The organism is Nitrospirillum karajorum, from assembly GCF_036348415.1.
GTDB classification, from domain to species: Bacteria; Pseudomonadota; Alphaproteobacteria; order Azospirillales; family Azospirillaceae; genus Nitrospirillum; species Nitrospirillum amazonense_B.
In genome coordinates this window covers 462,354-488,914 of the sequence record NZ_JAZBQB010000002.1, presented here as the reverse complement: position 1 = coordinate 488,914, position 26,561 = coordinate 462,354, and the positions used below count along the sequence as shown (strand labels likewise).

The following is a 26,561-nucleotide window of genomic DNA, read 5'->3' as shown; positions in this document are numbered from 1 at the left end:
CCATGACCAGCACCATCTCCCCCCAGTCAAACGACCGTCGTAAAGCCGTGCGCCAGCCCGGCGAAGCCTACCCCCTCCGCGTGGGTCGCGAACCGGCGCGCCTGGTCGACTGGTCGGTCAAGGGTGTGGGCCTGCAACTGCGGGGGGGTGTCGACACCCTGGCGCCGGGTCAAACGCTGACGGTCAGCATCCACAGTGAGGTCACCAACGGCGTGGCGCTGTTCCCCGTCGTCGTCCGCCGGGTAGATACGGAACGGCGCGTCATCGGCGCCGATTTCCTGGATGAGGCGGAGGACGCCGCCAACTTCCTCGCCTGCCTGCTGGCGATGTCGGACGCCCGTTAGCGCAGATCGGCCAAAGGTGAAATCCCCTTTGGGCGCGAAGCTGCTCGTGTACAAACTCAGCTGGTGCCGGCTGCGTCTGGTTTTACGCAGCCGGCACCAGTACTGGACAGGACGCCCCGCCCGCACACGCCTCGCGCAGGCTTCGCCGTCCAGCCAATAAGCCCATTCCGGCGGGCGGCCAGGCTGCAGGGCGCGTCGTTGCCAACCCGTGAAATTTCAGAATAACCGGCACTGTTCAGGCGCAATTCAAATTCCGTCACCCGCCCACCACCGAACACCAGGTGGGCGTGGCGGTTGATCAAGCTCGGCGTGATCCATCGCCTGCCGGCATCCCGTACATGCACCGCCACAGTCTCTGGCCGGCCGGGAAGTTCCTCTTAAGGATTTCTGACAGGTCAGATGATCCGACAGGTCTTTACGATCCATCCGCCCGCCGCTAAGATGGGCCCATATCGTCATCCTGGCCACCGAAGATGGCAATTCCGGTGATCAACTGGCGGCTATCGATGGCCGCCAGCCGGCGAAACAGGCATGAGGCATGTCAATGGGCTCCCCCCTTCCGCCGCGCGGCGTCAACACGCGCACCCTATTCACCGCCCTGGCCCTGCCGCCCGGCGACAGGGACCGCGATGTGGCCGCGACACCCCACGGTGGGCGCCTGGAGGAACTGTACTGGCCGGACCATGACCGGCGCCTTCTGACAGGTCACCACTTGACCATCGACTGCGCCCACCGCCATGATCTGGAGGCGCCTATGGTTGGCTCCATGGTCGGCAAATGACGGCGCCGGGGTTCACCTTCCGGCAGGGGACGGCGCCGCTGCTGATCTCCTTCCCCCATGTCGGCATCCAGGTGCCGGGCGACATCGCCCCCCGCCTGGTGCCGGAGGCGCATGCCCTGGTCGACACCGACTGGCATGTCGACGCGCTGTACGATTCCGCGGACGCGATTGGCGCCTCCATCCTGGTGGCGGGCTACAGCCGCTACGTCGTGGATCTGAACCGGCCGGCGGATGACGCCAACCTCTATCCCGGCCAAGCCGGCACCGGCCTAATCCCGGAGGTGATGTTCGACGGAACGCCCTTGTATCTGCCGGGGCAGGGGCCTGACGATGCCGAAAAGGCCGCCCGCGTCGCCACCTATTGGCAGCCCTATCACGCCCAACTGTCGGCGGAGCTGGACCGGTTGAAGGCGCAGCACGGCTACGCCCTGCTGTGGGACGCGCATTCCATCGCGGCGGAGGTGCCGCGCCTGTTCGACGGCCGGCTGCCCGATCTGAACCTGGGCAGCAACGCCGGCGCCTCCTGCGCCGGCAATTTCGCCGACGCGGTGTTCGGCGTGGCGCAGGCCAGCGGCTATAGCGCGGTGCTGAACGGCCGGTTCAAGGGTGGGCACATCACCCGCCATTACGGCCGGCCGGCGGTGCATGTCCACGCCCTGCAACTGGAACTGTCGCAGGATACCCACCTGGCCCCCGGCCTGGTGCCGGCGCTGGACGGGAACCGCTGCGGCAGGCTGCGCCCGGTGCTTCGTTCCATGATCGAAACCTTTCTGTCTTCCGCCGCCCAGCATTACGCCAGCGCCTGAAGATAGCCTCATAGCATTTTGTTTTTCCTCGGGAGTTCTCGTGCCATGCACACCCTCACTCTGGTCCCCGGCCGCCTGACCCTGGCTGACCTGCGCGCCACCCTGGCCGGCCCCGTCCGCCTGGTGGTGGACGACGCCACCCTGACGCATGCGGAGAAGTCCGCCGCCACGGTGGACGCCGTCATGGCCGCCGGCCACACCGCCTATGGCATCAACACCGGCTTCGGCCTGCTGGCCAAGACCCGTATCGGCAACGACCAGCTATCGCAGTTGCAGCGCAACCTGGTACTGAGCCATGCCGTGGGCACCGGCCCACTGCTGGACGACGCCATTGTGCGCCTGATCCTGGTGCTGAAGATTTCCAGCCTGGCGCGCGGCTATTCCGGCGTGCGCGGCAGCGTCATCCAGGCACTGGTGGCGCTGGCCAACCATGGCGTCTACCCCTGCATCCCGTCCAAGGGCTCCGTCGGCGCCTCGGGCGACCTGGCGCCGCTGGCCCATCTGGTGGCGCCGTTGCTGGGCGTGGGCGAGGTGCGGGTGGACGGCCAGATCCTGCCCGCCGCCGAAGGCATCAAGCGGGCGGGGCTGGTGCCCATGGAGCTTGGCCCCAAGGAGGGCCTGGCCCTGCTGAACGGCACCCAGGTGTCGACCGCCCTGGCCCTGAATGGCCTGTTCGCGGCGGAGCGGGTGTTCCAGGCGGCGCTGACCGCCGGCGCCTTGTCGGTGGACGCGGCACGGGGTAGCGACACGCCGTTCGATGCCCGCATCCACGACCTGCGCGGCCAGAAGGGCCAGATCGACACCGCCACCACCTATCGCCGCCTGCTGGACGGCAGTGCGGTCCGCGCCAGCCACCTGGATTGCGAGCGGGTGCAGGACCCCTATTGCCTGCGCTGCCAGCCGCAGGTCATGGGCGCCTGCCTGGACCAGTTGCGCATGGCGGCGGGTACCCTGCTGATCGAGGCCAACGCCGTCACCGACAACCCCCTGGTCTTCCCGGACACGGGCGACATCCTGTCCGGCGGCAACTTCCATGCCGAGCCGGTGGCCTTCGCCGCCGACCAGATCGCCCTGGCGCTCGCCGAGATCGGCAACCTTTCGGAACGGCGCATCGCCATGCTGGTGGACCCGCACCACAACGGCGGCCTGCCGGCCTTCCTGGTGAAGGACGGCGGCATCAATTCCGGCTTCATGATCGCCCACGTCACGGCGGCGGCGCTCGCCAGCGAGAACAAGGGTCTGGCCCATCCGGCCTCGGTGGACAGCATCCCCACCTCCGCCAACCAGGAGGACCATGTCTCCATGGCCACCTGGGCGGCCCGGCGCCTGATCGACATGGCCGACAACGCCGCCGGCATCGTCGGCATCGAGGCGCTGGCCGCCATCCAGGGCCTGGAGTTCCACCTGCCGCTGCGGACCTCCGAACCGCTGGAGCAAGCCCGGGCCAAGCTGCGCGCCGTGGTCCCGGCCTACGACCAGGACCGCTACTTCGCCCCCGACATCGCCGCCGCCAAGGCCCTGGTGGTGAACGGGGACCTGGGCGCGGGGCTGGCTTTCGCGTAAGAGGGTAACGCGGGCTTTTCCGGGAGGGGAATGGAATGAGGCGTTGGCGTTATCCATTGCCTGTTCTTTCCTCTCTGCCCCTTCTGGTGGCTGCGGCCTTTCTCGGGCTGCCGACACGAGGCGAACAGACCAGCAATGGGCGCGATGAGCTTCCCATTCTGACTGGGCAATCGACACCGGTTCCCGAGGGGGAGGTCGAACGGTGCCGCGTCGATGACCAAGGCGCGAACTGCCGGATAGTCAAAGCGTCCCCGAATGAGGCCCACGCCCGGCTCATGGCTCTCATGGCGGCAATCATCCGCCATGGTGATTTGACCGACCGTCGTTTTCTGGAAAGGACGTTGCGCGTCCAGTTGCCGGTCGATGGATCCGGCAGCGGCATGCTGAGCATGTTCAGCGCAGATATTGGCTACGTCTCATTGACGTATGATACCAGTCCGAGCCGATATCAAACCTTACTGTTCAGGAATTTAGCATCAGCCGCTTGTGTGGCGTCGCGGGACTTTGCTGATTTCTTCAAGGAAGACAAAATAGAGATCGTATCGAGCTCTGAACTAATCGTTGGCTTCCATCGACGGACGGTTGACACCCGCCACAGCGTGACCTTTCAGTACGAAGGCATGCCGTGGGAAAAAGCAGTTCCGTGCGTAAGCTATTTCCAGATCGACCAGAACAAATTCCCAATGGCGCGGCAAAAATGACCACCACAGAGGAACGCTTGAGCGAACGGGCCTACCAGGCCCTGCGCGCCGACATCATGCTCTGCCGCCTGACGCCCGGGCAGCGGGTCAGCGAGGCCCTGCTGGCCGAGCGGCTGGGCTTCGGCAAGGCGCCCGTGCGCACGGCCCTGGCCCGCCTGTGCCAGGAAGGGCTGATGGCGGCGCGGGCGCGCAGCGGTTTCACCGTGGCGCCCATCACGCCCGAAGACATCATGCACTGCTTCCAGATCCGCCTGGCCTTGGAGCCCATGGCCGGGCGACTGGCGGCGGGGCGGCTGACCACGACGCATGTCCGCCGGCTGGTGCGGGCCACCACCATCACGGTGGAACCGGACGACCCCGACCAGCACCGCAAGATCCTGGAAGCCGATCAGGATTTCCACGAGACCATCGCCGAGGCCTCGGGCAATCCGCGCCTGCACCAGATCCTGCAGAACCTGTACGAGCGCGGGCAGCGTCCCCTGTTCATGGGTATCCCCCAGTCGGAGGGGGCGGCGGCCTACCGGGCCGGCAGCCAGCCGGTGCTGGCCGCCCTGATCGCCGGCGATGGCGAGAAGGCGGCCCAGTTGCTGTACGAGCATGTCTACACCGGCCAGAACTTCGTGATCGAGGCGGTGCTGCGCCAATACCCATCCCCGGAGGATGAAGGCGTGGATTAAAAATCTGATCGCGTTCGGGGCCCGGGCTGGGACGGGCGTGCAGGAACGTGCTAGGACGGGAATAATGGATAGGACAGGGCCCCGGACGTGCGGCCCACCTGATTGGCGCGAATGGGGAAAGGGACGGGTATGGGGTTATGGACGGTCAAGCCGGTCGATGCGCTCATCGCGGCCGGTGAAGGGAAACATGGCGCCGCGAAGCTGACGCGCGGCCTGGGAACATTGGATTTGATCCTGGCGGGCGTGGGGTGCACGGTGGGGGCCGGCATCTTCGTCATGACCGGATCACAGGCCGCCACCCATGCCGGCCCGGCCGTCGCCATTTCCTTCGCCTTCGCCGCCCTGGCCTGCCTGTTCGCCGGGCTGTGCTTCGCCGAGCTGGCCACCGTCATCCCCGTCGCCGGCAGCGCCTACAGCTACACCTACGCCACCTTGGGCGAGATGGTGGCTTGGCTGGTCGGCTGGAACCTGGTGCTGGAATACATGATCAGCGGGTCGGCCGTGGCCGTGGGCTTCTCCGGTTATCTCAACGCCTTTCTGGAGCAATGGGGGGTGCATCTGCCCACCAACCTGGCGTCGGCCCCCTTGTCCTATTCGGATGAGAAGGGTTTCGAGTGGACCGGGGCCTTCATCAACGGGCCGGCCGTGTTCATCATCGCCCTGTGCGGCGTGATCCTCAGCCTGGGCATCAAGGAAACGGCGCGCTTCAACAACATCTCCGTGGCCATCAAGGTCGGCGCCATGGTGCTGTTCGCGGTGGTGGGCATCTTCTATGTCGACACCGCCAACTGGCACCCCTTCATTCCGACCAACACGGGCGACGGCGCCTTCGGCTGGTCCGGCGTGTTCCGCGCGGCCGGCACCCTGTTCTTCGCCTATATCGGCTTTGACGCCGTTTCCACCGCGGCGCAGGAAGCGCGGTCGCCCCAGCGCACCGTGCCGCGCGGCATCCTGGGCGGCCTGGCCGTCTGCGTGACCCTGTACGTGGTGGTGGGCCTGGTCATGACCGGCCTGGCGCCCTACACCATGCTGGACGCGCCCGAGGCCATCTTCATCGCTATCCATCATGCCGGGCCGGCCCTGGCCTGGCTGGGCATGATCATCAACCTCGCCGCCATCCTGGGCCTGGGCTCCGCCATCCTCATCTGCAACTACGGCCAGATCCGCATCTTCTACGCCATGGCGCGTGACGGCCTGATGCCGCCGTCCTTCGCCTCGGTCAACCCGGAACACCATGTGCCGTGGCAGGCGACGCTGTGGGTGACCCTGGCCGCCGCCATCATCGGCGGCATCGCCCCCCTGGACGTGCTGGGTGACCTGGTGTCCCTGGGCACGCTCATGGCCTTCGCCCTGGTCTGCGTCGCCACCCTGGTGCTGCGCGTGCGCGACCCGCACCGCCCGCGCCCCTTCCGCGTGCCCTACCTGCCGGTGGTGGCCGTCGTCGGCGCCGTGATCTGCGTGGCGCTGATGATCTCCCTGGGCCTCAGCAACTGGATCCGCTTCGGCGCGTGGAGCCTGCTTGGCCTGGCCATCTACTTCGCCTACGGCATGCGCAACTCCGCCCGCCAGCGCGAGGCGCAACTGGCGGAGTGATTAGCCGGCGGAGAGCATATGGGCGGGTTCGGTGGCGTTCCCGCCCATGCGCCGCCAGCGATTGACGGCACCACGATCAAACGAAACAAACACTTCACCACCCTTGTCCCGGCCATCGGTCGCTATGGCCCCGTCGGCGAAGTCGCCCCCGGCACGTAAAAACGCGATGCCCGCCATCAGCGCCTGCCTATCGATCACGATCGCGTCGACAAGAAGCAGGCGTTCCAACTGATCCGCTATATCGGATGTGGAGAGGCGATACGCGCGTCGTAATACCCATACCGCCTCACAGACTGCGGGCAGGGGAATGACGATCCGCGTCGCTTTGACCAATAAGGCCCGCGCCTGCGTCGCCTGTTCGGGGTCATCTTCAATGAAAACGCGGACGAGGATGTTGGTGTCGACTGTAATCTTCATCGTTCGCCAGCCCAACCGGCCGCGATCGCTTCATTCATCTCGTCAATGGTAAGGACGGGCTGGCCGGGCCGTTTCAGCGCACCGAACAGCTCCGTTATGGCTAGGCCCGGTTTGGCATGGACCTGGACCCGGCCTTCCGGCAATAGATCGACCACGACCTTGTCGCCTGGCCCTATGCCTAAGTGAGCCAGGACCTCCTGACGCAGGGTGACTTGGCCCTTGGCTGTTACCGTCAGTTCGATGGACATGGGGAAAAATCCCTCCCGTGGGGAATTCCCACATTGTAAGGCACGTAGCCCTTACTCGCAACTCACTGGACTTCATCCCTCCCAATCCCGTTCCAGCCGGCGGCTGGCGAGAATGAAGAACAGGGCGCTCAGCAGGTAGAAGCCCAGGCCGATCAGCATGGAATAGCGCAGGGCCTCGGCGCCGAAGTGGGGCTTGAGGGCGTCGGACAGGCGGCCGAAGAAGAAAATGCCGAAGCCGATGCCCACCAGGTTGTTGATGAACAGGAATATGGCCGAGGCGGTGGCTCGCATGGCCGGTGGCACCACATGCTGCACGGCGGCGATGATGGGGCCCAGCCAGGCGAGGCCCAGGGCCAAGGGCAGGGTGCACAGCGCCGCCACCAACCACAGCTCCTTGGCCAGGAAGCCCAGCGCGTAGAGCGGCACGGCGATCAGGAAGGCAACGGCCGGCACCAGGGGATAGGCCGCCTTGGCGCGGCCGCCCAGCCGGTCGGCCAGGGCGCCGCCCGCCCAGATTCCCAGCGTTCCCGCCACCAGGGTGCCGCCGCCCAGCAGCAGCGAGACGTCCGTCAGCGCCATGCCGTGCATGCGGCCCAGGAAGGACGGCATCCAGAACGCCAGCCCATACCCCAGGACGGAGCAGGAGGCGGCCCCGGCGGACAGCAGCCAGAACGACGGTTTGGTGCCCAGGATGGACAGCACGGCCCGCAACGGCACCGGGCTGCCCGCGTTCTTCACGGCATCGAACGCGCCGCGCACCGGCTCACGCACCGTCAGCAGGAAGATCGGCGTCATGACCAGGCCGGCAATGCCGCAGACGGTGAAGGCCAGGCGCCAGTTCACCGCCGTGGCGATGTAGCCGCCCAACAGGATGCCCAGGGCGCTGCCGAAGGGGATGCCGAAGGAATAGACGGCCAGGGCGCGGGCGCGCTGCTGCTTGGGGAAATAGTCGCTGATCAGGGAATAGGCGGGGGCCACGCCGCCGGCCTCCCCCACGCCCACGCCCATGCGGCACAGGAACAATTGCCAGAACAGGCCCACCTGGCCGGTGAGCGCCGTAAAGCCGCTCCACAGCGCCAGCGACACCGCCATGATGCGCACCCGGCTCATACGGTCGGCCAGGCGGGCGATGGGGATGGCGAGGAAAGTGTAGAACAGGGCGAAGGCGGGGCCGCCCAGCCAGCCCAACTGGGTGTCGGTCAGGCCCAGCTCCGTCTTGATGGGCACGGCCAGGATGCTGAGGATTTGACGGTCCACGAAATTCAGGGTATAGACGACGAACAGCGCCGCCATCACCAGAACGCGGTATCCCGGCCGGACCAGGGCCGGGGCCAGAACTGGTGACGGAGGAGGGGCGGCGGTCTCGGTCATCGTGCTCTCGCTCATGGGTGATCCTGGCTGGTCTTTAGCATGGAGCGGCGGGCGGAACCGCTGATCTGGATCCCACCCGCCCCGGCGCCGGACGCGCCGGTGTCAGAAATGCAGGCCAACCGTGCCGGTGAGGGTGCGCGGCGGACCGTAATAGGCGGCGAAGGAATTGGCATAGGTGGCGCCGCCGAAGGGATAGCCGCCGACGCGGTACCGCTCATCGGTCAGGTTCTTGGCATGCAGGCCCACCTGCCAATGATCATCGGCGGAGGTCCAGATGAAATTCAGGTCCAGCAAGGTATAGCCCGGCTGGTCCAGGATGCTGGCGGTGTCGTACAGCTGGGTGAAGCTGCGGTACGACACGCTGGCGGAGGAGTTCAAGGTGCTCTTGTCATCGAAGGGCAGCAGATAGGACAGGGTGAAGCCGGTGGTCCATTTGGGTGTGTTCTGAAAGCCGCGGGTGTTGGCCACGTCCACGTATTGCTTGCTGGCCAGGTCATAGGACAGGAACTTGTCGAACTGCGCCAGGGTGTAGCCGACATTGGCCTGAGCCGTCAGCTGGCGGGTCAGCTTGGCCACGGCCTCCAACTCCAGGCCGTAGATGTGGCTGGCGCCGGCGTTGTCGACGAAGCTGGCGATGCCGGTGGCGGTAGGCACCTGGGTCGTCACCTGCTGGCCGCTGTAGTCGGCGTAGAACCCGGCCAGGTTCAGGGTCAGGCGCCGGTCCAGATAGTCCCCCTTCAGGCCCACCTCATAGCTGTTGACCGTCTCGGGGTTGTAGCCCTTGACCGTATCGGGGGTCAGCACGGCGTCGCCGCGCATGTCGAATCCGCCGGACTTGAAGCCCTTGGAGTAGGAGACATAGCCGGTCATGTCCGGCGTCAGCTTATAGCTGACGCTGGCGCGGGGCGTGAACTCGCCGAAGCTGCGGTCGTTGGTGTAGTTGGTGCGGATGGAGAAGGGCGCCTGCTGCTTGCCGCCGAACGCCGGGCTGCGGATGCCCAGGTAATAGGCGCGGTAGACGCTGCCCGTCTTGTCGTCGTTGGTGTAGCGGCCGCCCAGCGAGACCTTCAGGTCATCGGTGATGTCATAGCTGAGGTCGGTGAAGCCGGCGATGCTCTTGGTCTTGACCGACCCGGACGTCAGGATGCTGAGGCCCAGGTTCTGCACATCGGTGTCGAAGGCGCCGGCCGCCGTGGCATCCATGTAATAGATGCCGGCCACCCCCTGCAGCCGCTCACCGGTATAGACGGCCTGGACCTCCTGGCTGAACTGGTGATCCTTGTACTGGGCCGGCACGTCCAGATAGGGCTGGGGCAGGTTGTCGAAGTCGATGTTGGTCTGGGTGTAGCCGTCCCGGTAGGCGCTGATGGCCTTGAATAACCACTGGTCCGACACCTGCCATTCCGCCGTCAGCGACATGCCCCGATTGGTTACGAAGTTGTGGTCGCCCACGCCCGCCATGGTGTCATAGACGTCAGCCAGGGGAGGGGTGCCGGCCGGTGTCGCCGTCTCACGGTGGCCGCTCTTGGCGTTCGACATGTCGTTGGTCTGGTCGGCCGCCACCTTGATGGTGAATGTCTCGGTGGGCTTGAACTCCGCGCTGATGCGGCCCGCCACCACGTCCTTATTGTACTGGTCGGCGCCGGTGTAGAGGTTGTGGCCGTAGCCGTCATGGCGGTAGATGGCAACGGCGCCGCCGATGGCGAATTTCTCGCTGAGCGGCGTGCTGCCCGACAGGATGACGTTGTGCTCGTTATAGCTGCCGATCTCCACCCGGGCGTTGGCGGTGGGCTGGTCGGTCATGTCGCGGGTTACATACTTGATGGCGCCGCCGATGGTGTTGCGGCCGTACAGCGTGCCCTGTGGTCCGCGCAGCACCTCGATGCGGCTGACGTCGTAGATGTCCAGCACGGCACCCTGCGGGCGGGCGATGTAGACGTCGTCGACATACAGGCCGACGCCGGGCTCGAAGCCCCACAGCGGGTCCTGCTGGCCCACGCCGCGGATGAAGGCGATGAGGGTGGAGTTGGAGCCGCGCGCCACCTGCACCGTGGTGTTGGGCGACTTGTATTCCAGGTCGGTCAGGTTGACCGAGCCCTGGGCCTGCAACTGGTCGGCGGAAATGGCGGTGACCGCCACCGGCACGTCCTTCAGGTTCTCCGCCCGGCGGCGAGCCGTCACCACCACCTCCTGTATCGTGTCATCCTCTGGGGCGGGGGGCACCGCCTCTTGCGCCCATGCGACATTCCCCATGACCAGGCCCGCGACCGAGGCCCGCGACATCCCCTTCAGCATCCGCCCCAGCGTCCAATCTGCAGCCTTGCCCATGTCCTTACCCTCCTGTTCTTTCCTTCGTTGATCGCCGTTTCCCGCCCGCCTCAACCCCGCCAGGGCGGCAGGCCGGCGGCGAAGCCGGCGATGATTTCGTTGAAGCGTTGCGGCTCCTCCAGATGCGGGGCGTGGCCGGAGACGGCGAAGGTGACCTGCCGCGCCTGGGGCAGCGCCGCCGCCAGCCAATCCGCCGTGCCGGCGGAGTAAAGCTGGCTCAAGGCGCCGCGCAGGATCAGCGTGGGCAGCCGCAATCTGTTCAGGTCCGCGCGAAAATCCTGGGCCAGAAGGTCCAGCCACAGGGCCGCCATCGCCTCGGCATCGCAGGCCGCGACCTCCCCCTCCGCCCAGTGGCGCAGGTCGGTGCGCGGGGTCCCGGCGGCGAAGATGCGGCGGGCGATGCGCGGGGCGAAGGCGGCCCAGTCGGCGGCCAGCAGGCGCGCCGCCTGGGGCCCCCGCGCCTGAACAGCACCGCGCAGTCCCCAGGGCCAGCCGGCGCCATTGCACAGGCGCGGGCTCATATCCACCACCACCAGGGCCGCCACCCGGTCGGTCATACCGTCCAACAAGGCGCGCCAGGCCACCATGGCCCCCATGGACCAGCCGACCAGAACGGCACCGCGCAGGTCCTGGGCGGTCAGCAAGGCGCGCAGCGCCTCCGCCTGGCCCGTCACCGTGGGCCGGAGGGCAGGGGTGGCACCGTGACCGGGTAGATCGGGCGCCAGCACCTGGAACGAACCGGCCAAGCCGGCGACCTGCGGGGCGAAGAACCCGCCGTGCGTGGCCCAGCCGTGGAGCAGCACCAAGGGGCGCCCTTCACCCGCCAGGCGGTAGGCCATGAGGCCACCGTCGGCCGGTGTCAGCGGGCATGAGTCCCCCCGCGTGGCCGGGCCCCGGCCTGTCGCCCCAGTTCGTGCATCGGTGTTTCCCGCGCTTCGTGGTATCCACCGACACGAGCGTGCCGGTGGACCATCCTCCCGCCGACATGCTTGCCGTAAGATGAAAGTTGAGTCAACGTTCAAGTTCTGAAAAACAAGAGAGGGAGGTGGGGCATGGTGCAATCGCGGGGTGCAATGGGACGGAACGCGATGGGACTGGACTCGGGGGGCGGGATGAAGCAGGGCAGGTTACGGACCCGGGCGAGGATGACGCCTTGACGCGGGACGGAACGGACGGACGGGAAACCGACATGCCAATGGCGGAGGCGGCGGGGGGCGACAAGGCCCCGCGTACGGAGCGGGGCAAACGCACCCTGCGCAAACTGCTGGACGCGGCCGCCCTGGAATTTGGCGAGCGCGGCTTTCACGAGGCGTCGGTCAGCGGCATAACCCAACGGGCCGCCGTGGCATTGGGCACCTTCTACACCTATTTCGACAGCAAGGAATCGCTGTTCCGGGCGCTGGTGGAGGACATGGGCGCGCTGACCCGGCGCTGGATCGCCGAACGGGTGGCCCAGGCGCCCGATCGCCTGACGGCCGAGCGGGTGGGCCTGGAAGCCTTCATCGAGTTCGTGCGCGCCCACCGCAATCTCTATCGTATCGTGATGGAGGCGCAGTTCGTTGCCGAGGACGCCTACCGGCGCTACTATCAGGTGTTCGCCGACGGCTATATCAACAATCTGGAGTCGGCCAAGAAGCGGGGGGAGATACGCGAGGGCGATGTGGAGGTGCGGGCCTGGGCCTTGATCGGCATCAGCGTCTTCATCGGCCAGCGCTACGCCGTCTGGGGCGACGACCGCCCGGCGGCGGAAATCGCGGCGGAGGCCGCCGATTTCATCGCCCGGGGGCTGAAGCCCTGATGTGACATGCCTTGCGTTGACGGGACCATTGCGTAACCGGAACAATAGGGAGCGGGCGCGACGCGCCGGATCATGTGGGATCTGTTCGACCTGACGGCGCAACGCGCCCGGCTATCGCCTGACCGCGTGGCCCTGGTGGATCTCACCACCCGCGACAGCCTGACCTATGCCGGTCTGGACGATCGCGCCGCCCGCACCGCCGGCCTGCTGGCGGCCCTGGGTATCGAACCGGGCGACCGCGTGGCGGTGCTGTGCCGCAACCGTCCCGCCTTTTTCGTGCTGCTGTTCGCCTGCGCCAAACTGGGCTGCACCCTGGTGCCGCTGAATTGGCGCATGCCGGCGGCGGAATTAATCCAGGTGATGGCGGATTGCCAGCCCCGCCTGCTGTTCCATGGGGCGGAAGATGGCGCGACGGCGGCGGCCCTGCCGGGCGACGTGCCCTGCCTCAACCTTGACGACGGCTTCGATGCGCAGGTGGAGGTGCACCGGCCCCTGTCGGCGCGGGAGGTTTGGCCCGCCGACGACGTCTGGTACCTGCTGTACACCTCTGGCACGACGGGGGAGCCCAAGGCCGTGCTCTACACCTACGGCATGGCCATGGCGAACTACGTGAACCTGCGCCAGGGCGTGGATTTGGCGGAAAGCGACCGCACCCTGAATTACCTGCCGCTGTTCCACACCGCCGGCATCAACCTGCACACACTGCCGCTGCTGATGGCGGGGGGCGAGGTGCTGGTGCGGCCCGGGTTCGACGCCGATGCCGTGCTGGACCTCATCGCCGATGGCCGCATCACCACCTTCTTCGGCGTTCCCGCCGTCTACCGACAGTTGGCGATGCATCCCCGGTTCGCCACCACGGACCTGGGCAGGGTACGGCGCTGGGCCTGCGGCGGCGCGCCGTTGGAGGATGCGCTGGCGCGCCGCTTCGTCGATCGGGGCGCTTATGTCTGCAACGGCATGGGCATGACGGAAACGGGGCCCACCCTGTTCCTGAACGACCCGGCCGGCGCCGGGGCCAAGGTGGGTTCCATCGGCAAGCCGCAGATCCTGTGCCGGGTGCGCGTGGTGGATGCGCAGGGGCGGGACGTGCCCCCAGGGCAGGTGGGCGAGCTATGGGTGAAGGGCGCCGCCGTCACCCCCGGCTATTGGCGCCAGCCTGCGGCGACGGCCGCGGCCTTCACCGGGGACGGCTGGCTGCGCACCGGCGATCTCGTGCGCCAGGACGATGATGGCTATTACTATCCCGCCGGCCGGTTGAAGGAGATGTTCATTTCAGGCGGGGAAAACGTCTATCCGGTGGAGGTGGAGAACGCGCTGCTGCGGCATCCCGGCGTGGTGGAGGTCGCGGTGGTGGCTGTGCCGGACGCTGTGTGGGGGGAGGTGGGACAGGCCCATGTCCGCGTCCAGCCCGGCACCGATGTGGAGGGCCTGGCGCGCCATTGCCGCGCCCTGCTGGCCGGCTACAAGGTGCCGCGCCATTTCGTCCTGGTGGACGACTTCCCCCGCACCGCCGCCGGGAAAATCCAAAAGCATCGGCTGAGGGCGCCGCTGCCGCCGGGGCTGGATTTGGCGTCGTGAGCGTGCCGACCGGTTCCGCCCGGATGAACCGCGTCCTGACCCAGGACGATTTCGCCGCCTTCGCCCGCCTGTCGGGCGACGACAACCCCATCCATCTGGATCCCGGCCACGCCGCCCGCACCCGCTTCGGGCGCACCGTGGCGCATGGCGCCTTGCTGTGCGCGCTGCTGCGGGGCTTGGCGTCCGACGCGCGGCCCGGCCGGCCGCTGGCCCGGCTGGCGGTGACCTTTCCCGCCCCGGCCTACGCTGGCGAGGCGCTGATCTTCCGTGCCGAGCCGCAGGACGACAGCCGCGTCCGACTTCTGACCCAGCGCCAGGCCGATGGGCAAGCCGTGTGCGAGGGAGTGGCGACCCTTGCGCCACTGGCCCCCGACGATGGCTGGACCGACCCGCCGGACGGATCCACCGCCAGCGTCACCCGCCTCTATACCGACGCGGATCTTGGCCTCTATGAGCGGCTGACCGGCCACCGCCTGCGGGAACCGCTGGTGCTCAGCCTGTTTTCCTTTCTGCTGGGTGTGCGGCTGCCGGGGCCGGGCACCAACTACCTGAAACAGGAAACGGTGTTCTGGCGCCGGGTGCCGCTGGACGCGCCACTCGATGCCACGGTGACCATCACCCGGTTGCGGCCCGACAAGCGGCTGGTGGACTTGGCCACGGTGTGCCGTGTGCATGCGGGCGGGGGAGCGGGCGAGATCGTCGCCACCGGCCGCGCCCTGGTTCTGGCCCCCCAATGGGATCCGGGACGCGGGGCCAGCCATGCCCAACTATTGGATGGTCCCGGCTGAGGGCGCCTCAAGTGGGCGCCTCAAATCCTGGGCATGGCCGGTTGCAGATAGCGCAGCAGGACGATCAACTCCCCGGCGTAGCCGTCCACATCGGGTGGCGCGTCCAGGGCGTTGAGGATCTGGGCGCGGCCCTGCAGCCAGGTGGAGACGATCTGCGCCTGGAACGGGGAAAGCGAGGATTGGCAGCCCACCACATGGTCGAGCGCCGCGCGGATACGTGATCCCCGATCCTGGCGGAAGGCCAGGTATAGCGGGACCAGCGGTGTGTCGCGGCAGGCCTCCAGCGCGAAGTCACCCATGGCGTAGGTAGCGTTGCGCCCGGCGATGCGGTCCCCGTCAACCGGCACCAGCATATGCTCCGCCACGGCCCGCAGAAAGACGCACAGGGGCGGGGGCTCGCGGTGGGTCGCCGGAACCTCCCGCCGCAAATCCTCATGGATCAGCTGGAAGGCGCGGCGGATGATGTCGGCCCGACAGCGGAAATGATAGGTGGTGGAGGATAGGGAGACGCCCGCCCGTTGCGCCACCGCGCGGTGGGTGACGGCGGCCACGCCCTGGTCGATGATGATGGCGACGGCGGCGACGGCGATGCGCCGCTCCGTCTCACCCAAGGCGTCCACGCCGTCCTGCGGCCTGCATGCCGGTCGGCGCAGACGCTCATGCCATAGGCCGCTGTCACCCTGCGGATCGCACAGGTAGCGAATGTTCTCCGCCACCGACAGGGCGAAGCCCGAGGCGCCGCCGGCCACCAGCAGGGTGGAACGGTCCCCCACCAGGTAATGGGTCATGATGTCGGCCACATGGGCCGGTAGGCCGGCCAGGGCGAACAGGTCCCGGTTGCGCGCCTTCCGTTCCTCATACCACCCGGCCAGGATGGGACGCAGCGCGGGGGTGTTGCGAGCCCGATGGATCAGCTCATACCAAACCAACTCGATGGCGCCTTGCCGGAACGACAAGTCCAGCGCCTGTACCACCAGCGCCTCCGCCAGGGCCGCGAGGGGCATGCCCTGCCGGCCCACGGACTCGTGGAACTGCACCCAGGTTTGCCGGTCCCGCTCCACCGCCGCCTGGAAGACGGTCTGGGTCAGGCTGTCCTTGTCCCCCAGGTGATAGGGGACGGCGCTGGCGGAGAGGCCGGCGGCGGCGGCCAGATTACGGACGCTGAGGGCCTTCAGACCGCCCTGGGCCAACAGGGTATGGCCATGGTCGATCAGCCGTTCCCGCACGCCGGCCAATGGCCGGGCGGTGGCGCGAGGTGGATCCGCAGCGCCCGGTGCGCGATCATCCGGGATATTGGATAAGACCGAACGGGTCGGAGACATTAGGCCAGAGTTCATGACCGTGCTTTTTTCAACTGCCGTAGGGCACTGATAGTCCATTCGGATTAGAACAGCAATGCAAGGATGTCATAATATATCACAATTGCGTCTCGTGACGTCATCCTGGCGGAAAATCTCCCCCAGCCGGGAGACACCCAGCGCGTCCTACTTACTTTCGGACAGGTAGGCCGCGCTGAAGGTGTGCTTGGCGGCGGCGATTGGGTGGAGGGTCGGGTAGAACTGAACGAAGGTCGTGTCGACGGCGCCGTGCTCCCGATGGCAGCTGTAGCAGCTTTGCTCAACGGGCAATTGCTCGGCCGGTGCCGGCGTCGTGTCGTCCGCCGCGAAGGAGTAAAAGCCCCAGCCGTCATCATGAAAGCGCGCGGTGTCCTTCACATGGACCTCCAACCCCATGACCTCCGATGTCTGGAAATGGCCGTTCTTGTTGATGGAACCTTTGTCCGCCGCGCCGCGCACCTCCAGCACGAAGGTCGTCTTCTCCGGCCAGGTGCCGGTTTGCTTGAAGGCGAGGTAGGCCTCACGGTTCACGAAGACGTTGTCGAACATGGAATGGCCCATGCTTCGGGCGGGTCCATAGGACATGTCCAGGCCGGTGGTGACATAGACCCATTCGCGGTACCCGTCAGGGAAGGCCAAGCGGTCATCTTTGTCGAAACGCGGAACGAAAGGGGCGGTGTCGTCCGCCGCGATGGACGAACCGGCGGTTACCGACAGCAGGCAAAACAGGGGCATCGCCGCCGCAAGACGGCGGGCGGAAAGAAACCAGGCCATGGGGGCCTCCGATAAGTGGGGGTGGATGGGTCAGCCGGCTCCGGCTGAAGAGAAATGGGCTTGGTACTGGCTGGGGGACACGCCGTAGCGCTGGCGGAAGGCCCGGCGGAAGGCGTCGGCGCTGCGGAAGCCAATGGCGGCGGCCAGCGTCTCCACACTCACGCCTGGCTGCACCAGGCGGCGGCAGGCCTCGCCCAGGCGCAGGTCGGCGACATAATCGGCGGGCGGACGGCCCAGGGCAGCGGTGAAGCGGCGCCGGAACTGCCGGGGGCTGAGGTTCACCCGCGTCGCCAACTCCTCCACCGACAGGTCGCGGTCCAGGTTGCCCAGCATCCAGGCGGAGAGATCGGCGAACCGGTCGGCCGCCCGGCTTTGAAACCGCAGGGGCTCGGAGAATTGGGCCTGGCCGCCAGGGCGCTTCACGAACACCACCAGTTCCCGGGCCGTCGCCAGGGACAGCGCCGGCCCGTGATCCTCCTCCACCAGCGACAGCGCCAGATCGATGCCGGCGGTGACGCCCGCCGCCGTGTAGAAAGGCCCATCCTTCAGGAACAGGGCATCGTCGCAGACGCGCAGCGCGGGAAACTTGCGCGCCAGGTCGGCCGCGTGGCGCCAATGGGTCGTGACCCGCCGGCCATCCATCAGGCCGCTGGCCGCCAGGCCGTAAATGCCGGTGCAGACGCTGGCCACCCGGCGGAAACGATGGGCGTTATCCACCAGCCACCGGGCGACCGCCCCGTTGGTCGTGGGTTCCCGAAGGCCCTTGCCGCCCGCGATGATCAGCGTGTCCAAATCCGGCACGTCACCGGCCGCCAGGCTGTATGCCGGCGTGAAAGTGATACCGGATTCGCTGGTGAAGGCACCCGCCCCCACGCCGATCAGCACGACGCGGTAGGGGCGGTGGCGCGGCGGCCCCGCCTGACCGGCCTCCGCCAGATCGGCGGCGTTGGCGAAGACCTCGGCCGGGCCGGTCACATCCAGGGCGTTGACGTCGTCGTAGCCGATGATGCCGATAAGCGCCGGTACCCGCGTCATGCCCGCCCCATTCCTGTCGCCATCCCGCCCCGATGCCGGGGTTGCGATAGGGACAGTATCCGCGGGACGGGCGCCGGGCGGAAGGACATCCGCCCGACACTTCCGGCCATCGCCGGTGGACCCTGGCCAAGTGGCACCAACCGCCGCCAGCGGCGGCTGGCCGCGCGGCGGAGTCAGGGCACCTCGTGGCCCTGGCTGGCCTCCAGAATCTGGAACCAGTGCTGGCGCTGCATCTTCAGGTGGGCGGCCTGCGTGTAGGTGCGCACCCGCTCCAGGCGCGTCGTGCCCAGCACCGGCACCGGCCGCGAGGGATGGCGCATCAGCCAGGCCAACGCCACCGTGCCGGGGTCATTCACCCCCATCTCCGCGCCCACCGCCTCCAGCGCCGCCAGGGTGCGGCGCGCCTGCTCCGTGGCGCCGGTGAACAGGCCGCCGCCGCCCAGCGGCGACCAGGCCATGGGCCTCATGCGCAGTTCCAGCGCCTGGTCCAGCGTTCCGTCGAACAGGGGCGCCAGGGTGGTGACGGAAAATTCTATCTGGTTGGTGACCAGGGGCCGGGCCATCCGGGACTGCAGCAGGCGCACCTGCGACGGGTTATGGTTGGACACGCCGATATGGCGGATCATGCCTGACCGCAACAGCCGGTCCAGCGCGTCGGCGGTGTTGTCCGGGTTCATCAGCGGGTCCGGGCGGTGCAGCAGCAGCAGGTCGATGTAATCCGTACCCAGGTTGCGCAGCGACTGTTCCACCGAGGCGGTGATGTGGTCGCCGCAGGTATTGTAGTGCTTCACCACATGGCTGGGCCGCTGGGGCGACAGCAGGGCGATGTCGCACTTGGTCACCAGTTGCAGGGAAGAGCGTTTGCCGCCCCATTCCTTCAACGCCTGGCCGAACAGGGCCTCCGCCCCGTAATCGCCGTAAATGTCGGCATGATCGAAACTGGTGATGCCCAGTTCCAGGCACCCGTCCAGGAAGCGGGCAAGCTTTGCCGGGGTGCCGGTTTCTTCCCCCTCGCGGGAACGCCACGCGCCCCAGACCAGCGGCGACAGGCGCGGGCCTTCGGCATGCAGGCAGCTCAAGGCGTCGGGGACGGGCGGGATGTGGGTCGGGGTGCCAGGCATGGGTGCGATCCGGATCAAGGATGGGGAATGAAAGCCGTGGTTAAACCGTCTGGAAGAGGGGATGCCTCCGCAGCCCCCTGATATTCGACCTCTCCGAGGACCGCCGTCGAGTGGAAAACGTCAAATCATCCCAGCACCGTCGGTCATGGCGATGGCACAATCCGTGCATCGCTTTTTCATGCATTGTTGTCGTATCCCGTCGTGTTCTGTGTATTGGTGGACGCGCTGGCGAGACTGGATTTGAGGAGGGGCACCAATGGGCTTGACCGCGATGGGCTTGACCATCCTGTTCGATGACAGCCGCCGGGTCCCCGACGACATTCTCGGCATGACCGGCGTTGGCAGTTTCGGCGGCCTGATCCATGGCCGGCGCACCTTGCTTCGCCATGTGCAGGAGGCGGCGCAGGAAGCGGGCCTGGCCCCGCCGGTCGTGCTGTCCAGCCGGGCCGCCCTGGATGAGGCGGCGGAGCGGGCGGCCACTGCCCCGGCCTCCACCCAATTCCTGCTGTTTCCCGCCAACCTGGCCGCCGCGGGGCCGCGGGAACATCTGACGCGCGTGCTGAAGACCCTGGCCCAGGCCAGCGGCAACCAGGCCTGGCCGGTGCGCACCGCCACCGACTGGACCGGCCTGGTGCTGGTGGAGCAGCGCCTGGCCGAAGGGGCCGTGACGGCGATGGCCCAGGGGCGCCTACGCGAGTTCGTCGCCCGGCGGCGCAAGGACTTCACCCAGCCTGACCAAGCCGACCTGGGCCTGATCGACCTGCGCGACCCGGCGCAATTCGTGGGATTTCTGGCCAACAATTTCGACGCCCGCCACTTCAACTCCATCAGCGACGGCCCGGACTACACCCTGGTGAAGCGTTCACGCGACCGGGCCAAGCTGCGGCGGGAGTTCGACTATTACACGCTGCTGCCGGCGGAGCAGCGCATCTTCTTCGTGCAGCCCTTCGACTTCCAGGATGACGGCGACACGGCCAGCTATCGCATGGAACGCCTGCTGATCGCCGACATGGGCATCCAGTGGGTGCATGGCACCATGACCCCGGCGGAGTTCGGCCTGTTCCTGGATCGGGTGTTCAGCTACGTCACCCAGCGCCCGGCCCGCCGCGTCGGCCGGCCGGAGGGCAGGGCGGTGATGGACCGCCTCTACCGCGACAAGGTGGTGGAGCGCGTGGCCCTGCTGAAAAGCCTGCCGGCCTATGGCGACCTGGCGCCCCTGCTGGCCCGCGCCGTGGGCGGCATCGACGCCCTGATGGATCGTTACCTGGCAGCCTATGAGAGCCTGCGGGACCGGTTTCCCGCCGACCGGCTGGTGGTGGGTCACGGCGACCTATGCTTCTCCAACATCCTGTATTCCAAGACGACGCAGTTGCTGCGCTTCATCGACCCGCGCGGCGTTGAGTCGGCGGATGAACTGCACACCGACCCCTATTATGACCTGGCCAAGCTGTCCCACTCCATCCTGGGCGGCTATGACTTCATCAACAGCGGACAGTATGAGGTGGCGCTGGGCGCCGACCTGGGCCTGACCCTGGCCAGCAACGCGGGGGAACGCGGCTGGGCGCAGGCGCTGTTCCGCGAGCGCCTGGCCCAGGCGGGCTTCGACCCGCTGCTGGTCCGGCTGTGCGAGGCGTCGCTGTTCATCAGCATGACGCCCTTGCACATCGACGTGCCGAAGAAGATCTTGGGCTTCGCCCTGACCGCCCGCGCCATCCTGGATGAGATCGACCAAGCGCGGCATGGTGGAAAAGGCGCCTGAAGGAGAGTACGCCGCCCATGTCCACCCCCGTCCCCCCGCCCACGGTCATCATCACCATGGCGGGCATGGGCCAGCGTTTCCGCGACGCCGGCTACACCGTGCCCAAGTACCGGATCGAGGCGCATGGCCGCACGCTGTTCGCCTGGTCCATGCTCAGCCTGCGCTCTTTCATCGAGGCCGGTTCGCCCTTCATCTTCGTGGCCCTGCGCCAGGACAGGGCGGAGGACTTCATCCGAGAGCAAGCCGCCGTCCTGGGCATCCAGGACGTGGCCCTGGTCGAGCTGGATGCCCTGACCGACGGCCAGGCGACCAGCGCCCTGTCGGCCCGGGACGCGGTGGCCCACCCCGACCGGCCCATGCTGGTCTACAACATCGACACCCATGTCGATCCGGCCCACCTGCCGGCCGACGCCGTGCGCGGCGACGGCTGGGTCCCCTGCTTCCCCGGGCCAGGCGCGGCGTGGAGCTTCGCCCGCGCTGACGGGACGGGCCGCATCCAGGAACTGCGGGAGAAGGAGCGCATCTCCGACGACGCCACCGTCGGGCTCTACTGGTTCTCCTCCTTCACCCTCTACGCCCGATCCTATGCCGAGTTCTTCGCCAACCCGGCCAACATGGCGAAGGGGGAGAAGTACATCGCCCCGCTTTACAACCACCTGATCCGAGCGGGCCAGCCCGTCTACCTGCACCGCATGCCGGTCGAGGCGGTGGTGCCCCTGGGCACCCCGGCGGAGGTGGCGCGCTTCCAGGAAGCGACGCCGCCGGCGCTGTAAGGCCATTGTCCAAGCCGGGCGGCGACGCTATCATTGAATGATAGCGATAGGTGAAATCATGCCCAGCAGCTACACCCTTGGCCGGCATTTCGAAGAATTCATTCAGAACCAGCTACATAGCGGCCGCTACAATAACGCCAGTGAAGTCGTACGCGACGGCTTGCGTCTATTGGAGGCACGGGAGCGGCGCCTATCGGCTTTGGATGCCGCATTGGCTCAAGGTATCGCGGATGTCGAAGCGGGCCGGGTTCATGATTTGCATGAAGTCTGTGCCGAGCTTGAAGCGGAGATCGCGGCGCTGCCGGACGCATCGCACTAATGAAGGTGGTTCTTTCGGATCGTGCCCGGGCAGGCCTGCGTGCCATCGCCCTTTACATTGCCCGCGACAATAAGGACCGCGCGATCACCTTCGTGAGGGAATTGGAGCGATGCGCGCTTGAGATCGGCCGCATGCCCGAGGCCTTCCCTTTGCTTCCAACTCATCAGGCGGGCGGTATCCGCCGCCGAGTTTTTCGCGATTACCTGATCTTTTACCGTGTCCAGGCGGGCCAGGTCGGCATCATCCATATTCTCCATGGCGCCCAGGATTACGACGGCATCCTGTTCTCGGATGAATAGGGCGGCTTGTCCTAATTCCGCCACCAAAGCATCTCGTCCGCCTCATGGCTCCAATAGAGGTTGATGGGGTCGCAATTGCCATCCTCAATGGACAATGCTTTCACCCCCTTGCCTGCCTTACAGCCTGGCAGGGGGCCATCCTCTGTGTCGCAGACCAGATCGCTGGCGCGCAGGGTGACCGGTAGGGTGCACACACCCTGTTGACTCGCGCCGCCAATGGCGAACTCCAGGATCTGGAAGGCTTGCCTGCCGCCACGCCGCACGGCCAGCAGCAACGTACGGTCACGATAGCCCAGGACGGCTCGGTCCGGCACGCCGTCGCCATTGAAATCGCCACAGACCATGGAGCGCGCGTCCCAGCGCACATCCTTGGTGGATCGCGCCAAATTGGACAGGGCTTGGGTGGCTGCCGGTCCTGTGAGGCAGGGTGCGGCGGCTGCGACCTGTGCCGCGAAAAGGCAGAAGGCGGCTAGCCCCGTGGTTAAGTCCAAACGGGTCGCCATCACACCAACACCCCGCCCAGGATCATGTCCTGGTGCAGGCGGATCAGCTCTTCTTCGCCAATGCGTCCGGCGGGATTGTACCAGGTGCACACGCCGGTCAGCATGGCCAGGATGGCGTAGGCGGTCACCGGCGGGTCGGTGCGCTTGAACTGGCCGGCCTCCATGCCGTCCGCCAGGATGGCGACCAGCAGGCGTTCGTAGTCACGGCGCATGGCCAGGATGGCGGTGCGGTTCTCGCCCTCCAGGCTACGCAGTTCCGATCCGCCGATGAACACCTCGTCCGTGCGACGGATGTGGTAGGAGACGTGGAAGCGAATGAAGCGGCGCAACCGGTCCAGGGGATCGGCCGCCCCCTCCAGCGCCGTGGCCACCTCGGCCAGCAGGGCCACCATATGGTCGCGGATCAGGATGAACAGCAGGTCCTGCTTGGACTGGATGTAGTTGTACATCGAGCCCGGCTGGATGCCGACCTCCTGCCCAAGCTGGCGCAGGGTGATGGCCTCATAGCCATGTCGCCGGATCAGGCGCAGGCCTGCGGCGCGTATCGCCTCCATCGTCTTGGGCCCGCGTGAGCCCACCGTCCGCACCATGCCGAAAAATCCAATTCCTGCTGTTTCCGGGGCTTAGGGCCACCGGCGCCCGCGACTTTTCGGCCTGCCGCTGGCGGCCGTCAAGATCACGCCCCATTTGGTCCCTAAATCACCCTTGCGGCCCGCCCGAAAGAAACGTATGACCGTTTGTAAATAAGCAATCTCACATTCCCCGAGGGAGGACAAGCCCGCCATGTCGATCTCCGCCGCGTTCCCCACCATGGATTTTGGCCTCGGCGAAACCGCCGACATGCTGCGCGACGCCGTGGCGTCCTTCTCGGCGGCGGAGATCGCCCCGCGTGCGGCCGAGATCGACCGCACCGACCAGTTTCCCATGGACCTGTGGCGCAAGCTGGGCGACCTGGGCGTGCTGGGTGTGACGGCGGAGGAGGAGTACGGCGGGGCGGCCATGGGCTATGTCGAGCACATGGTGGCCATGGAAGAGATCAGCCGCGCCTCCGCCTCCGTGGGCCTCAGCTACGGCGCCCACTCCAACCTGTGCGTCAACCAAATCCGCCTGAACGGCCGGCCCGAGCAGAAGGCCCGCTACCTGCCCAAGCTGATCTCGGGTGAGCATGTCGGCGCCCTGGCCATGAGCGAGCCCGGCGCCGGGTCCGACGTGGTGTCCATGAAGCTGAAGGCGGAGCGCAAGGGCGACCGTTATGTCCTGAACGGCACCAAGATGTGGATCACCAACGGCCCCGACGCCGACACCCTGGTGGTCTATGCCAAGACCGACGTGACGGCCGGTCCGAAGGGCATCACCGCCTTCCTGATCGAGAAGGGCTTCAAGGGCTTTTCCTGCGCGCAGAAGCTGGACAAGCTGGGCATGCGTGGCAGCCACACCGGCGAACTGGTGTTCGAGGACTGCGAGGTGCCGGAGGAGAACATCCTGGGCCAGGTGGGCGGCGGTGTCCGCGTGCTGATGAGCGGCCTGGACTATGAGCGCGCCGTGCTGGCCGCTGGCCCCCTGGGCATCATGCAGGCCTGCCTGGACGTGGTCGTGCCCTACATCCATGATCGGGAGCAGTTCGGCCAGGCCATCGGGGAGTTCCAGTTCATCCAGGGCAAGGTCGCGGACATGTACGTGGCGCTCAATTCGGCCCGCGCCTATGTCTACGCCGTCGGCCGCGCGGCCGACGCCAAGAAGATCACCCGCAAGGACGCGGCCGGGGCCATCCTGCTGGCGGCGGAAAGCGCCACCAAGTGCGCGCTGGACGCCATCCAGGTCCTGGGTGGCAACGGCTACATCAACGAATACGCCACCGGCCGCCTGCTGCGCGACGCCAAGCTGTATGAGATCGGCGCCGGCACCTCTGAGATCCGCCGCATGCTGATCGGCCGGGAACTGTTCCGCGAAAGCGCGTCTTGATCACCACCCCGGTTATCACCGCTCCGGTCCGCTGACCATCCTGCCTGGCCCCAAGGGGGAACACCCGCGTCATGCCCCAGCTGATTTCCCAGATCGACACCCGCGCCGCCGCCTTCGCCGACAACGCGGCGGCCATGCGCGCCCTGGTCGACGACCTGCACACCACCGTCACCGGCATCAAGCAGGGCGGTGGCGAGAAGGCGCGGGCCAAGCACCTGTCGCGCGGCAAGCTGCTGCCCCGCGACCGGGTGCGCCACCTGCTGGACCCGGGCAGCCCCTGGCTGGAGTTCTCGCAACTCGCCGCCCACGGCGTTTATGACGATGTGGTGCCGGCGGCCGGCATCCTGACGGGCATCGGCCGCGTCTCCGGCACCGAATGCGTGGTGGTGGCCAACGACGCCACGGTCAAGGGCGGCACCTACTACCCGCTGACGGTGAAGAAGCACCTGCGGGCGCAGGAGATCGCGCGGGAGAACAACCTGCCGTGCGTCTATCTGGTGGACAGCGGCGGCGCCAACCTGCCCAACCAGGATGAAGTGTTCCCCGACCGCGACCATTTCGGCCGCATCTTCTACAACCAAGCCACCCTGTCGGCCGCCGGCATCCCCCAGATCGCCGTGGTCATGGGCAGCTGCACGGCGGGCGGCGCCTACGTTCCCGCCATGGCGGACGAGTCCATCATCGTCCGCAACCAGGGCACCATCTTCCTGGGCGGCCCACCGCTGGTGAAGGCCGCCACGGGTGAAGTGGTGAGTGCCGAGGATCTGGGCGGTGCCGACGTCCACAGCCGCACCAGCGGCGTCACCGACCATCTGGCCCAGAACGATGCCCACGCCCTGGCCATCGCCCGGCGCATCGTCGGCAATCTGAACCGGGTGAAGGCGCCGGCCGTGGCCCTGCGCGAACCGGTGGCGCCCAAGTACGCGGCGGAGGAAATCTACGGCATCATCCCCACCGACAGCCGCAAGCCCTTCGACGTGCGCGAGATCATCGCCCGCCTGGTCGACGGGTCAGAGTTCGATGAGTTCAAGCAGCTGTACGGGACCACCCTGGTCTGCGGCTTCGCCCATCTGTGGGGCTATCCCGTCGGCATCATCGCCAACAACGGCATCCTGTTCTCGGAAAGCGCGCTGAAGGGCGCGCACTTCATCGAGCTGTGCAACCAGCGCGGCATCCCGCTGATTTTCCTGCAGAATATCACCGGCTTTATGGTCGGGCAGAAGTATGAGAACGCCGGCATCGCCAAGGACGGTGCCAAGCTGGTGACGGCGGTGGCCTGCGCCAAGGTGCCCAAGTTCACCGTCATCATCGGCGGCAGCTTCGGCGCCGGCAACTATGGCATGTGCGGCCGGGGCTATTCCCCGCGCTTCCTCTACATGTGGCCCAACGCCCGCATCAGCGTCATGGGCGGGGAGCAGGCCGCCGGCGTGCTGGCCACCGTGAAGCGTGACGGCCTGGAAGCCCAGGGCAAGAGCTGGAGCGCGGAGGAGGAGGAGGCGTTCAAGGCCCCCATCCGCGCCCAATACGAACACCAGGGCCATCCCTATTATGCCAGCGCCCGCCTGTGGGACGATGGCATCATCGACCCGGCCGAGACGCGCATGGTGCTGGCGCTGTCCCTCTCCGCCGCCCTCAATGCCCCGGTGGAAAAAACCACCTACGGCGTCTTCCGGATGTGAGATCAAG

Annotated in this window: 27 protein-coding genes; 16 read left to right on the top strand and 11 right to left on the bottom strand. The window is 67.1% G+C overall.

What is annotated here, in order from left to right:
- Positions 1 to 2 precede the first annotated feature (2 nt).
- From UCD39_RS09885 to UCD39_RS09855, 7 genes are all read left to right on the top strand, one after another.
- Positions 3 to 344 (top strand): PilZ domain-containing protein, encoded by a 342-nt coding sequence (locus UCD39_RS09885; protein WP_330495859.1) that lies wholly within the window; start codon positions 3 to 5, stop codon positions 342 to 344.
- Between the two features lie 544 nt (positions 345 to 888).
- Positions 889 to 1,125 carry a hypothetical protein gene (locus UCD39_RS09880; RefSeq protein ID WP_330495858.1) on the top strand — a complete coding sequence of 79 codons (237 nt, stop codon included), beginning with the start codon at positions 889 to 891 and terminating at the stop codon, positions 1,123 to 1,125.
- Positions 1,122 to 1,931, top strand: coding sequence for an N-formylglutamate deformylase (gene hutG / locus UCD39_RS09875; RefSeq protein ID WP_330495857.1), 810 nt, complete (start codon positions 1,122 to 1,124; stop codon positions 1,929 to 1,931). Before UCD39_RS09880 ends, hutG begins: the two co-directional genes overlap by 4 nt.
- Positions 1,932 to 1,976: 45 nt before the next feature.
- Complete coding sequence (gene hutH / locus UCD39_RS09870) at positions 1,977 to 3,494, top strand: histidine ammonia-lyase (RefSeq protein WP_330495856.1); 1,518 nt, start codon at positions 1,977 to 1,979, stop codon at positions 3,492 to 3,494.
- Positions 3,495 to 3,529: 35 nt separating this feature from the next.
- Positions 3,530 to 4,195: a hypothetical protein gene (locus UCD39_RS09865; RefSeq protein ID WP_330495855.1), complete on the top strand. Its 666-nt coding sequence runs from the start codon at positions 3,530 to 3,532 to the stop codon at positions 4,193 to 4,195.
- A complete protein-coding gene (locus UCD39_RS09860; protein ID WP_330495854.1) occupies positions 4,192 to 4,872 on the top strand; it encodes a GntR family transcriptional regulator in 681 nt (226 codons plus the stop codon). The genes UCD39_RS09865 and UCD39_RS09860 overlap by 4 nt, the downstream gene beginning before the upstream one ends.
- Before the next feature lie 129 nt (positions 4,873 to 5,001).
- Entirely contained in the window at positions 5,002 to 6,465 is a 1,464-nt protein-coding gene (locus tag UCD39_RS09855; protein WP_330495853.1) for an APC family permease, read from the top strand.
- Here UCD39_RS09855 and UCD39_RS09850 read toward each other — a convergent pair whose 3' ends face one another.
- The 5 genes from UCD39_RS09850 to UCD39_RS09830 form a co-directional block, all read right to left on the bottom strand.
- Entirely contained in the window at positions 6,466 to 6,882 is a 417-nt protein-coding gene (locus UCD39_RS09850; RefSeq protein ID WP_330495852.1) for a type II toxin-antitoxin system VapC family toxin, read from the bottom strand.
- A complete protein-coding gene (locus tag UCD39_RS09845; RefSeq protein ID WP_330495851.1) occupies positions 6,879 to 7,130 on the bottom strand; it encodes an AbrB/MazE/SpoVT family DNA-binding domain-containing protein in 252 nt (83 codons plus the stop codon). The genes UCD39_RS09850 and UCD39_RS09845 overlap by 4 nt, the downstream gene beginning before the upstream one ends.
- 72 nt (positions 7,131 to 7,202) lie before the next feature.
- Entirely contained in the window at positions 7,203 to 8,516 is a 1,314-nt protein-coding gene (locus tag UCD39_RS09840; RefSeq protein WP_330495850.1) for a spinster family MFS transporter, read from the bottom strand.
- An 87-nt stretch (positions 8,517 to 8,603) separates the two neighbouring features.
- On the bottom strand, positions 8,604 to 10,829 hold the full coding sequence (locus tag UCD39_RS09835) for a TonB-dependent receptor (protein WP_330495849.1): 2,226 nt from the start codon (positions 10,827 to 10,829) through the stop codon (positions 8,604 to 8,606).
- 50 nt (positions 10,830 to 10,879) lie between these two features.
- Positions 10,880 to 11,668: an alpha/beta fold hydrolase gene (locus UCD39_RS09830; RefSeq protein ID WP_330495848.1), complete on the bottom strand. Its 789-nt coding sequence runs from the start codon at positions 11,666 to 11,668 to the stop codon at positions 10,880 to 10,882.
- A 314-nt stretch (positions 11,669 to 11,982) separates the two neighbouring features.
- On the opposite strand from UCD39_RS09830, the gene UCD39_RS09825 reads away from it, so the two are divergent.
- The 3 genes from UCD39_RS09825 (at position 11,983) to UCD39_RS09815 (ending at position 14,993) form a co-directional block, all read left to right on the top strand.
- A complete protein-coding gene (locus UCD39_RS09825; RefSeq protein WP_330495847.1) occupies positions 11,983 to 12,627 on the top strand; it encodes a TetR/AcrR family transcriptional regulator in 645 nt (214 codons plus the stop codon).
- 72 nt (positions 12,628 to 12,699) lie between these two features.
- Positions 12,700 to 14,205, top strand: coding sequence for a class I adenylate-forming enzyme family protein (locus UCD39_RS09820; protein WP_330495846.1), 1,506 nt, complete (start codon positions 12,700 to 12,702; stop codon positions 14,203 to 14,205).
- Entirely contained in the window at positions 14,202 to 14,993 is a 792-nt protein-coding gene (locus tag UCD39_RS09815) for a MaoC family dehydratase (RefSeq protein ID WP_330495845.1), read from the top strand. The genes UCD39_RS09820 and UCD39_RS09815 overlap by 4 nt, the downstream gene beginning before the upstream one ends.
- Positions 14,994 to 15,013: 20 nt before the next feature.
- On the opposite strand, the gene UCD39_RS09810 is transcribed toward UCD39_RS09815, so the two are convergent.
- From UCD39_RS09810 to UCD39_RS09795, 4 genes are all read right to left on the bottom strand, one after another.
- Positions 15,014 to 16,315, bottom strand: coding sequence for a TetR/AcrR family transcriptional regulator (locus tag UCD39_RS09810; protein WP_330495844.1), 1,302 nt, complete (start codon positions 16,313 to 16,315; stop codon positions 15,014 to 15,016).
- A 162-nt stretch (positions 16,316 to 16,477) separates the two neighbouring features.
- On the bottom strand, positions 16,478 to 17,104 hold the full coding sequence (locus UCD39_RS09805; protein ID WP_330495843.1) for a cytochrome P460 family protein: 627 nt from the start codon (positions 17,102 to 17,104) through the stop codon (positions 16,478 to 16,480).
- 30 nt (positions 17,105 to 17,134) lie between these two features.
- Positions 17,135 to 18,139, bottom strand: a complete 1,005-nt coding sequence (locus tag UCD39_RS09800) for a GlxA family transcriptional regulator (protein ID WP_330495842.1) — start codon at positions 18,137 to 18,139, stop codon at positions 17,135 to 17,137.
- A 173-nt stretch (positions 18,140 to 18,312) separates the two neighbouring features.
- A complete protein-coding gene (locus UCD39_RS09795) occupies positions 18,313 to 19,260 on the bottom strand; it encodes an aldo/keto reductase (RefSeq protein WP_330495841.1) in 948 nt (315 codons plus the stop codon).
- Positions 19,261 to 19,516: 256 nt separating this feature from the next.
- Between UCD39_RS09795 and UCD39_RS09790 the strand changes: the two genes are divergently transcribed.
- The 4 genes from UCD39_RS09790 to UCD39_RS09775 are packed head-to-tail and all read left to right on the top strand — an operon-like array spanning position 19,517 to position 22,410.
- Entirely contained in the window at positions 19,517 to 21,019 is a 1,503-nt protein-coding gene (locus UCD39_RS09790; protein WP_330495840.1) for a hypothetical protein, read from the top strand.
- A 17-nt stretch (positions 21,020 to 21,036) separates the two neighbouring features.
- Positions 21,037 to 21,792, top strand: coding sequence for a glycosyltransferase family 2 protein (locus UCD39_RS09785; protein WP_330495839.1), 756 nt, complete (start codon positions 21,037 to 21,039; stop codon positions 21,790 to 21,792).
- Positions 21,793 to 21,850: 58 nt separating this feature from the next.
- Positions 21,851 to 22,111: a type II toxin-antitoxin system ParD family antitoxin gene (locus tag UCD39_RS09780; RefSeq protein ID WP_330495838.1), complete on the top strand. Its 261-nt coding sequence runs from the start codon at positions 21,851 to 21,853 to the stop codon at positions 22,109 to 22,111.
- A complete protein-coding gene (locus UCD39_RS09775; RefSeq protein ID WP_330495837.1) occupies positions 22,111 to 22,410 on the top strand; it encodes a type II toxin-antitoxin system RelE/ParE family toxin in 300 nt (99 codons plus the stop codon). Before UCD39_RS09780 ends, UCD39_RS09775 begins: the two co-directional genes overlap by 1 nt.
- A gap of 11 nt (positions 22,411 to 22,421) precedes the next feature.
- Here UCD39_RS09775 and UCD39_RS09770 read toward each other — a convergent pair whose 3' ends face one another.
- Together UCD39_RS09770 and UCD39_RS09765 are read right to left on the bottom strand one after the other, a co-directional pair.
- The gene (locus UCD39_RS09770) at positions 22,422 to 22,913 is read right to left on the bottom strand and encodes a hypothetical protein (protein ID WP_330495836.1); all 492 of its coding nucleotides are present in this window, start codon (positions 22,911 to 22,913) and stop codon (positions 22,422 to 22,424) included.
- Positions 22,913 to 23,503, bottom strand: a complete 591-nt coding sequence (locus tag UCD39_RS09765) for a TetR/AcrR family transcriptional regulator (RefSeq protein ID WP_330495835.1) — start codon at positions 23,501 to 23,503, stop codon at positions 22,913 to 22,915. The genes UCD39_RS09770 and UCD39_RS09765 overlap by 1 nt, the downstream gene beginning before the upstream one ends.
- A 193-nt stretch (positions 23,504 to 23,696) precedes the next feature.
- Between UCD39_RS09765 and UCD39_RS09760 the strand changes: the two genes are divergently transcribed.
- Together UCD39_RS09760 and UCD39_RS09755 are read left to right on the top strand one after the other, a co-directional pair.
- Positions 23,697 to 24,875 (top strand): isovaleryl-CoA dehydrogenase, encoded by a 1,179-nt coding sequence (locus UCD39_RS09760; protein ID WP_330495834.1) that lies wholly within the window; start codon positions 23,697 to 23,699, stop codon positions 24,873 to 24,875.
- Positions 24,876 to 24,946: 71 nt separating this feature from the next.
- The gene (locus UCD39_RS09755; RefSeq protein WP_330495833.1) at positions 24,947 to 26,554 is read left to right on the top strand and encodes a carboxyl transferase domain-containing protein; all 1,608 of its coding nucleotides are present in this window, start codon (positions 24,947 to 24,949) and stop codon (positions 26,552 to 26,554) included.
- Positions 26,555 to 26,561 lie beyond the last annotated feature (7 nt).

Bases quoted from the DNA above. Each gene is read 5' to 3' on its own strand.
- UCD39_RS09765 (WP_330495835.1), bottom strand. From the start codon at position 23,503: ATGGTGCGGACGGTGGGCTCACGCGGGCCCAAGACGATGGAGGCGATA.
- UCD39_RS09845 (WP_330495851.1), bottom strand. From the start codon at position 7,130: ATGTCCATCGAACTGACGGTAACAGCCAAGGGCCAAGTCACCCTGCGT.
- UCD39_RS09835 (WP_330495849.1), bottom strand. From the start codon at position 10,829: ATGGGCAAGGCTGCAGATTGGACGCTGGGGCGGATGCTGAAGGGGATG.
- UCD39_RS09880 (WP_330495858.1), top strand. From the start codon at position 889: ATGGGCTCCCCCCTTCCGCCGCGCGGCGTCAACACGCGCACCCTATTC.
- UCD39_RS09785 (WP_330495839.1), top strand. From the start codon at position 21,037: ATGTCCACCCCCGTCCCCCCGCCCACGGTCATCATCACCATGGCGGGC.
- UCD39_RS09775 (WP_330495837.1), top strand. From the start codon at position 22,111: ATGAAGGTGGTTCTTTCGGATCGTGCCCGGGCAGGCCTGCGTGCCATC.
- UCD39_RS09755 (WP_330495833.1), top strand. From the start codon at position 24,947: ATGCCCCAGCTGATTTCCCAGATCGACACCCGCGCCGCCGCCTTCGCC.
- UCD39_RS09790 (WP_330495840.1), top strand. From the start codon at position 19,517: ATGGGCTTGACCGCGATGGGCTTGACCATCCTGTTCGATGACAGCCGC.
- UCD39_RS09810 (WP_330495844.1), bottom strand. From the start codon at position 16,315: ATGTCTCCGACCCGTTCGGTCTTATCCAATATCCCGGATGATCGCGCA.
- UCD39_RS09830 (WP_330495848.1), bottom strand. From the start codon at position 11,668: ATGGCCTACCGCCTGGCGGGTGAAGGGCGCCCCTTGGTGCTGCTCCAC.
- UCD39_RS09885 (WP_330495859.1), top strand. From the start codon at position 3: ATGACCAGCACCATCTCCCCCCAGTCAAACGACCGTCGTAAAGCCGTG.
- UCD39_RS09805 (WP_330495843.1), bottom strand. From the start codon at position 17,104: ATGGCCTGGTTTCTTTCCGCCCGCCGTCTTGCGGCGGCGATGCCCCTG.
- UCD39_RS09770 (WP_330495836.1), bottom strand. From the start codon at position 22,913: ATGGCGACCCGTTTGGACTTAACCACGGGGCTAGCCGCCTTCTGCCTT.
- UCD39_RS09865 (WP_330495855.1), top strand. From the start codon at position 3,530: ATGAGGCGTTGGCGTTATCCATTGCCTGTTCTTTCCTCTCTGCCCCTT.
- hutH (WP_330495856.1), top strand. From the start codon at position 1,977: ATGCACACCCTCACTCTGGTCCCCGGCCGCCTGACCCTGGCTGACCTG.
- UCD39_RS09760 (WP_330495834.1), top strand. From the start codon at position 23,697: ATGTCGATCTCCGCCGCGTTCCCCACCATGGATTTTGGCCTCGGCGAA.
- UCD39_RS09795 (WP_330495841.1), bottom strand. From the start codon at position 19,260: ATGCCTGGCACCCCGACCCACATCCCGCCCGTCCCCGACGCCTTGAGC.
- UCD39_RS09840 (WP_330495850.1), bottom strand. From the start codon at position 8,516: ATGAGCGAGAGCACGATGACCGAGACCGCCGCCCCTCCTCCGTCACCA.
- UCD39_RS09780 (WP_330495838.1), top strand. From the start codon at position 21,851: ATGCCCAGCAGCTACACCCTTGGCCGGCATTTCGAAGAATTCATTCAG.
- UCD39_RS09820 (WP_330495846.1), top strand. From the start codon at position 12,700: ATGTGGGATCTGTTCGACCTGACGGCGCAACGCGCCCGGCTATCGCCT.
- UCD39_RS09850 (WP_330495852.1), bottom strand. From the start codon at position 6,882: ATGAAGATTACAGTCGACACCAACATCCTCGTCCGCGTTTTCATTGAA.
- hutG (WP_330495857.1), top strand. From the start codon at position 1,122: ATGACGGCGCCGGGGTTCACCTTCCGGCAGGGGACGGCGCCGCTGCTG.
- UCD39_RS09855 (WP_330495853.1), top strand. From the start codon at position 5,002: ATGGGGTTATGGACGGTCAAGCCGGTCGATGCGCTCATCGCGGCCGGT.
- UCD39_RS09800 (WP_330495842.1), bottom strand. From the start codon at position 18,139: ATGACGCGGGTACCGGCGCTTATCGGCATCATCGGCTACGACGACGTC.
- UCD39_RS09860 (WP_330495854.1), top strand. From the start codon at position 4,192: ATGACCACCACAGAGGAACGCTTGAGCGAACGGGCCTACCAGGCCCTG.